The organism is Streptomyces sp. NPDC051776 (genome assembly GCF_040681345.1).
Classification (GTDB): Bacteria; Actinomycetota; Actinomycetes; order Streptomycetales; family Streptomycetaceae; genus Streptomyces.
In genome coordinates, this window is sequence record NZ_JBFAYQ010000104.1 from 1 (window position 1) to 7,217 (window position 7,217).

Annotated in this window: 3 protein-coding genes and 1 pseudogene; 1 reads left to right on the forward strand and 3 read right to left on the reverse strand. The window is 61.3% G+C overall.

Going from position 1 to position 7,217, the window contains the following annotated elements; all coding sequences use genetic code 11:
- Window positions 1-511 precede the first annotated feature (511 nt).
- The 3 genes and pseudogenes from AB0M26_RS30940 to AB0M26_RS30950 all read right to left on the reverse strand — a co-directional run bounded on the left by AB0M26_RS30940 (window position 512) and on the right by AB0M26_RS30950 (window position 3,720).
- Window positions 512-733 carry a hypothetical protein gene (locus tag AB0M26_RS30940; protein WP_365266187.1) on the reverse strand — a complete coding sequence of 74 codons (222 nt, stop codon included), beginning with the start codon at window positions 731-733 and terminating at the stop codon, window positions 512-514.
- Window positions 734-781: 48 nt separating this feature from the next.
- Window positions 782-1,059, reverse strand: a pseudogene (locus AB0M26_RS30945) (transposase); the annotation flags it as partial.
- A gap of 1,230 nt (window positions 1,060-2,289) precedes the next feature.
- The gene (locus AB0M26_RS30950) at window positions 2,290-3,720 is read right to left on the reverse strand and encodes a multicopper oxidase domain-containing protein (protein WP_365266189.1); all 1,431 of its coding nucleotides are present in this window, start codon (window positions 3,718-3,720) and stop codon (window positions 2,290-2,292) included.
- 1,395 nt (window positions 3,721-5,115) lie between these two features.
- On the opposite strand from AB0M26_RS30950, the gene AB0M26_RS30955 reads away from it, so the two are divergent.
- Window positions 5,116-6,591, forward strand: a complete 1,476-nt coding sequence (locus AB0M26_RS30955) for an MFS transporter (RefSeq protein WP_365266191.1) — start codon at window positions 5,116-5,118, stop codon at window positions 6,589-6,591.
- Window positions 6,592-7,217: the final 626 nt, after the last annotated feature.

Consider the following 7,217-nt stretch of genomic DNA (forward strand, 5'->3'; position numbering starts at 1 on the left):
GATGACAGCGCCAGGACGTAGACCAGGACCACTCTGCTCATGGCGGCAGTGGTCAAATGCAGGCCCCGCGCCATCGGATCGAGAGTCACCGCGACGACCGTCTCGTCGAGCAGAACCAGGCCCCCGGCGAACCCCATGGCGACCAGAACGAAGCGCTTTCGGGGTGGTGGCGAGGTACCGGTACCAGGTGAAACCAATGTGAAGCCCCTTGTGAACCCCGCGGCCGTCGCCGACGACTGAAATGCCGCCGACTTCCCACGGATCGGGCCCCGGCGTGAGGTCACCTTACGGCCGTGGCACCGGAGCATCCGCGAAGCCATTGACGTCGATGAGCCGATGAGGGGACGGACGGAGCGTGCCGACTTGGAGCGTCAAGCCGAGGTGTTCCGATCGGAGCCCGTCCCCGCGGGCTGCGTTCTCCGCGGAAGGAGCGATAAGGCCGCGGCCGCCAGGAACGGGACCCGGACTGCCACGTAGTGGGCGGCTGAGACGGCACTCGTTGTTGCCTGCTTCAGAGTGGGCAACGTTCGCACGTGGTCGTACTGGGATGTGGGAATGACTGCGTATCCGTCCAGCGGAGTTCCCAGTCGGCGGTCATGGTCAGGCCGCTCTCCTCGAGTGCCCCGCCCTGGCCGGAGCCGTCGAGGGCGATGCTGCAATATCCGGCGCGCGCGACGGTGGCCAGCAGCGGGAAGATCTCCTCGGTGCATTCGTCGAACCCGCCGCAGATCACGACGGTTCCGCGCGACGGCCGGTCAGGGCGGACGTCTCAGACCGTGTCCTACATGGTCAGTTTGAGGAGCCGTTTGTAGCAGCAGAGAGCGGCTGCCAAGCCGAGATGGCCAGGTAGTTGCCTGGTTTTCGTTCGTATCGGTGGGTGAGTCTGCGGTAGCCGGTCAGCCAGGACATGGTGCGTTCGATGACCCACCGGCGACGGCCGAGCCGTTCGGTGGAGTCGATGCCGTTGCGGGCGATCCGGACGCCGATGCGCTTGCCCCATAACCATCGACGCAGGTGAGGCACGTCGTACGCCTTCTCGGCGTGAAGGCGCTGAGGCTTGGGCACCCGCGGCCGCCCCGCGACCAGTCTCGGGCCCGGCTTCGGCAGCAACGGCTCGATCAGCGCCCACAGTTCGTCCGAGACGACCCACGGCCGAGCATCCCTCTTCCCCACGGACAGACCAACGAGCATCCAGCCGACAGTCGCACCGTCAACGACTTCTGTTAGGACCTCTCATGCTCCCCGCGTTCCTGGCCGGCGCGGATTGCGGCCCCAATGGCGCGCGACAGCACTGGCAAGTTGTCCCTGGGCAGGGTCGCTGATGTCGGTCAGGGCGTGGTGGCCTGTGGCGGAGCTCGATCTGCTCGGCGAACGTCACCCATGGGCATTCGCCGCAATCGGAGAACAGCCGGCGCACCGAGAGCTCGATCAGGACCTGTTGGCCTCCGCAGGGCGCATCGCCCAGCCGCCGTCCGTCCCGGCTGTGGACCCGATGCGACGGCATCGGGACCGCACCCGGCAGTCCGGATACCGCAGTGGAACGTCCTCCGGCGTCGCCGCCACGATCACCACGCGGCCGTCCAGCACGTCTATATGCTCGACCTGCAATCCCCGCAAGGTACGGGAGCAGAAGGCAGTTTTCCTCACACGCAGCCAGCATCCATCGGAACATGACGGGGCGTCACCGGCGCATCGAAGCACGATCGACTTCATGAAATCTCGTGCTTACAGACACTGCCCAGGGACAACTTGAAAGTGCCCTCCGCAGTCCTGGGAGGTCAACCGCCGGCTGGATGCCGACCTTGATGCCTGGCTGCGTGGCTGTTGGCCTTGCACGACGTTGACGACCTCGCCAGCGCAGAGCCCGAAACCTGCGCTTCCGCATCCACCACCTGCCCGCCCGGCTCGCGAGGCACGCCCGACGCCGCTGGCTGCGGATCGACGCCACCTGGCCCTGGGCCGGCGCGTTCACCACCTACTGGCAGCGGCTCAACACGCTTGGGGGCATCACCCGACGGCCGGCCACTTGCCCCGACGAAGATCAGGAAGGAGGAGAACCGGCCGTCCCCGGGCCCGTGGAACCCGGCGCAGTCGCTCGCCACGCGACAGCCCGTCTCGACACCGGCAGGGACATCATGGGCGAACCACCAGGCGATCGGCAACCAACCCGCTGACGAATCGAGGCCAACTCGAGCCGGCAGCCTTGGGGATGGGATGATCGTCGCACTACGATCTATGGCTGCGTGATCCTCATGATCTCTGGCTGTAGTGCTCGGAGTGGCCGTGATCCTACTTGGAGTGGCCGTGCTCGTCCTTGGCGAGGACCTGGAATGGCCTCATCATCTCGTTATCCTCATGATCGATGATATGGCAATGCCACACATAGCGCCCTGAAATGTCAAAGGACAGTGCGATTCTCGTGATTCCAGGATATGCGATCACCGTGTCGAGTCGACCTCGCTCCCCAGGTTCAGGTGGCGTAGCACTTTCCCCCGACAGTTGTCGGTTCACGACTTCAAACATTGTCTGGTGCACGTGGATTGGGTGTGCTTCGGAGGTGAAATTGTTAATCTCCCAGAGTTCCGAGATTCCTTCGGTGGGCGTCTCCGTGATGGAGTCCGACCACATCAGCTCATGCGGGGTGCCATCACTGTTCACGACGCCGAGCACCATCATGACAGGGATGTTGCCGTTGGTCGTCGAATCGATCTCATCGACGGACAGCCGTCGGGTTTTCGCTGGAGTGGGAATCGGCTTGACCGGGGGCAGTTTGAGTTGGGAGACCGGGAGGCTGGTATCCGCGTTCCTGAGTGGGACGACGGAGAATTTCATGATCTGGCCTGTGGTGTTCGTGTCAGCCGGCGTGAAGCCGGATGATAGCGGACCGTCCGGCCCTTCGTTGATCATGTAGATGTCTGTTCCCGGGGCCACTTTCGAGAAGTCGATGATGACGTCTGCCCGTTGCGCCGGGGCCAACGTAAGCTGGCTGAGCTCCACGGGAGCGGGCAAGAAGCCGCCATCATTGCCAATCTGGTAAAACGGCAGAACCGAAGTGACGGGCCGAGTGGCCGTCGGATTGGACGCGAGTTTTAGGATGAGGGCCCGATTGTTACTCCCGTCCAGGATGCGGAATCGGTATCTGCGAGGTTCCACATTGAGCACCGGCCAGGTATTCCCGTTGACAACGATGGCGTCAGCGCTGAATCCTGGGATCCAGATCGGCGGGATGTCGGTGAACGGAATGTAGGGAGGGTTTGCGCCATCGTAGGCTGCGCTGTCCGGAAAGAATAGCGATCCATCCTGGTTGAATGAACGATCCTGGATGATCAGCGGGATCTCGTAGCACTCATTGTTCGAGTCCAGCCCTCGCTCCCGGATGGTGTCGGGCAGGACCCCTCTGGGTAGATCGCTCTCGCCACCCCTGAGGATGTACATTCCGGCGAGACCGGCATACATATTCAAGCGTGTAAGTCCCAGTGCGTGATCATGATACCATAGCGCGGTCGCGCGCTGACTATTGCCGTATTGAAATGTCGCCGTCCCTGTACGCCACCGAATACCGAACTTGCGAAAGAATTCCTCTTCGAACCGCCGGTAGTACGTCCCTTCCTTGGCGAATCCTCTCTTAATATTTTGAGCATTCGGGAGATACCATGCCTCCGGGTATCCGTCGCTCTCTTGCTGGGTGTGCCCTCCGTGCAGATGAGTGACAATCGGCACCGGGCCAATGTAAGGCCCGGGAGTTTCCGTGAATACTGGGCGTGAGTCCCGCGAGAGATGGCCCCCGGGGGGATTGGCCCAGTGCAGGGTGGGATCCACTGCGAAGAGGTGCGGAAGATAGTCGCCGTTATCGCCCATCAGGCCGTTCACCCAAGTAACAACAACAGGCCTGTCGACTCTTGCCTCAATGGTGTGTCCAGGTGCGCGGAAGGAGTTGCCATGCTCTGCAGCCCCATACCCCCAAACCGTACTCTTCGGCATTCCATCCGGGAGGATTTGCTGACGGAATTGGCGCGCTGTGATCGTGTAATGATCCCTGCCCCGATGGTGTACACCGGGCATGGCTGGCGGGATGGACAACTGTGTTACATATTTAGGGATCGTGGACGCGTCGAGCGCTCCGCCGGATCTCATTCGGTGGGATTTAGAGGAAATTAGGAGCGGGGCATCCTTTGCGTGAAAGCGTGATGCCGGTGGTGAACCAGAGCCCAACATGGTCAGGCCGACTCCGGCCAGAGTTCCTGCGGTAGAGGTCAGGATCCGACGCCGACTCAGTGGATTATCCTTGGCATTCATGGACACGTTATACATTCTCAGACCTTGTTAGCTGTAGAGCCATCCTCGGCGTGTCGGTGACGCATCGAGGAGTGTGCTGGGCATTCTCATGTTTAGTGATGGCGCCGAGTCCGGGAAGATCGCCGGATTTGTTGATCTTCTGGGAAGGGTCGGTCTTGGAGGCTGCCGGGGTGTCTGTGTCGCACAAGGGGTTTCGGTTCCGGGTGAAGATCATTTCCCGCGCGGTGCGGACGTACCACCGTTTCCCGCTCAGCTGCCGCGAGGTCGAGTAGGCCTTGCCGGCGCGTGGGATCATCGCTCCCGCGAGGCCGTCCGGCAGTGGTGTGACCGGTTCGCCCCCAGTTCGTGGCCGTGCGCCGCCGCCAAGCTGTCACACCACTGCAGCCCGTCCGCTCCGCGGGGGACGTCTCTCCAGCTCACGCTCTTGCACAGGCGTAAACGATGCCCCGCAGAGCTGCACGGGTCATCGCCGGCAATCGACCGGGATACCGCCGACGCCGCGGCGTCCGGGCCGGAAGCAGCGGGGCTATGCGTTCCCGCAGGTCATCAAGTACAAGGTCACCAGATACCCGGCAGACCCTGCCGCCACAGCACCCAACTGCCAAGCCGACACACCGAACTCATTCTGAAATGATCAGTAAGGCAAGCTTGGCGAACCGTCAGCGCTGATCACACTCGGGGCGTGTCAGCACGCGCCTGCACGCCCACCACACCATACGATGAGTTCGCGTGCCATGTAATCAAGAGGTCGCGTTGGGAACAGGCACGCATGGAAACCGGGTGTATCGCTTTCTCCCCCCACCAGCCTCGGAGACACCTATGCGGTACAACCCCCTGAAGATCTTCGGTCGGGTGCCGCTCGCGGGAAATTACCCGGCGGCAGTAACCCTCGCGCTACTTGCGCTCTGCCCCTATCTCGTCCTCACTACAGCCACGTCCCTCATGCGGCCGGTGCTCATGAGGGAACTCGATGCGAGCGCCTTCGAGCTACAGCTGACCGTCGGGCTATCCAACGCCGGTTATGCCTTCGGAGCAGTAATGGGCGCGGATTTGGTCAAGAGGTTTCCTCGGCGGCGCGTCTATCTCACTTGCGAGTCCGGTTTTACGGTGAGCACGCTGCTGGCCCTAAGTGCTACCGATATCTCCGTATTCGCGACCGGTATGGTCTTGCAGGGTTTGACCACGGGAGTGCTGCTCGTATCAGCATTGCCTCCGATGATTCTCTCGCATGGTGTGAAAAGATTGCCTACCAGTGCCGCAGTAATTAGCGTTGGTTTGTTTAGTGTGACGGCCTTCGGGCCGTTCGCAGGTGGCCTCGTCGGAACCCTGGGGGGTTGGCGACTCATGTTCACAGCCATCGCTGTACTCGCTGCGGTGGGGCTTGTCGTCGGGGCCTTGACATTCGAGAGGAACAAGGCACCGGCACCTGGGCTGCCACTCGACCGGTTGGCTATCACCTGTGCCTTCGGAGCCACTGTGTTGCCGTTCTTCGGCGTGGCGTGGCTGACGCGCAGTTCTTTCTCCGACAAAGGATTTCTTATCCCGGTCTCGGTCGGATTGCTATTTGTCGTGGTCCTTGTGGTGTCCGAGAAACGGGCGTCTTCGCCGCTGATGCCGGTGCGGCCCATCAGCACCACTCTGCCGGTCACGGGTCTCGCAGCAGCGATGATTTCTGGGGCCTCTTTCATCACACTCATCGAACTGGTCGAGGTATATCTGCTGCGAACGGTGCGCTTCGACGACCTCGAGGTTGGAGCACTACTTACACCCGCGCTCGTTGGCGTGGTAATTGCCGCGATCCTATTTCGGCAGCTACTGGATTCCCCATGGGTTCCCTGCCTGGCTCTAGCGGGCCTCGTGAGTATCGCGGTAGGCGCTGCCTTGCTGTTGTGTACCGGTGTGTCGAATGCCTCCATCGTTGTCCCGCTCGCTTCGATCTTCCTGGGCTTCGGGGCGGGGTCCGGCGTGACACCTGGTTTGTTCATGGCTGGGCTCTCGGCGCCCGCCGCGCAGATTCCCGCGACATTCGCCCTGGTGGAACTTCTACGCTCAGAGGCTGCTTTCCTTATCGGACCCGCGCTAGTACGGCTTGCTATTGTCAGAGGTATCGCAGACGGGTTTGGTTTTTCCGTGGCGATCATGCTGATGGTAATGATTATGGGGGCAGCGCTTCTTGTCGGGATCTATCTCATGAGTGGGGCGGCTCTCAGGAGACCCGACCTCGAAGCGTGGCTCGCTGGGACATCGACTGCGTTCAAATCTCCCCCTGTGGCTGCCAAGCTCCGGAAAACATGATCCCCTAATGCTCGGGACCGTGAGATATTCGGTGCAACTCCAGGTGATGAAAGAGTACACCGGTGAGCAGCGAGAACATCGCGATGTCGTCGGAGAGCGGTCCCCTTTCGGCGGCTGTGGATGACCCTGTATTGACACGGCCATTTAGCCAGAGCATCATGTCTATGCCTCGGATGTCTGCGGAAACGCACGCTTCCACAAGTGCAATCCCGACGGCCAGCAGTCCTTCATGTGAGAGGCATGCAAGATCCTTTATTCTGCATTGGGGAGATTGGGCCAGCAATGGCTTGAACATCGACATGCTAAATTGCGGTCCGCGCCGTGTCGATTGCGACAAACCGGGGGCGAGTCATGACATTCTTCGCTGCCCGCATGTCGGTCTCGACGTCGGAGAATTTATCTCTCCGCATGGCCCAGCTGTCGATTCGCATGGCGGCAAATTATGTATTGGGGAAATTGCCACCGCAATGCTTAGACCGTGTCCTACATGGTCAGTTTGAGGAGCCGTTTGTAGCAGCAGAATGCGGCTGCCTAAAGGTTGTCCCGTAACCCCTGGTCAGGGATGAGATGATCTTGTTGTGGCTGGTGTGATCACGGCGTCGGAGCCGTCCTGGATAGGTCCGTTC

What these genes read in the sequence shown, in the direction of transcription:
- AB0M26_RS30955 (WP_365266191.1), top strand. Translation starts at nt 5,116, where the DNA reads ATGCGGTACAACCCCCTGAAGATCTTCGGTCGGGTGCCGCTCGCGGGA.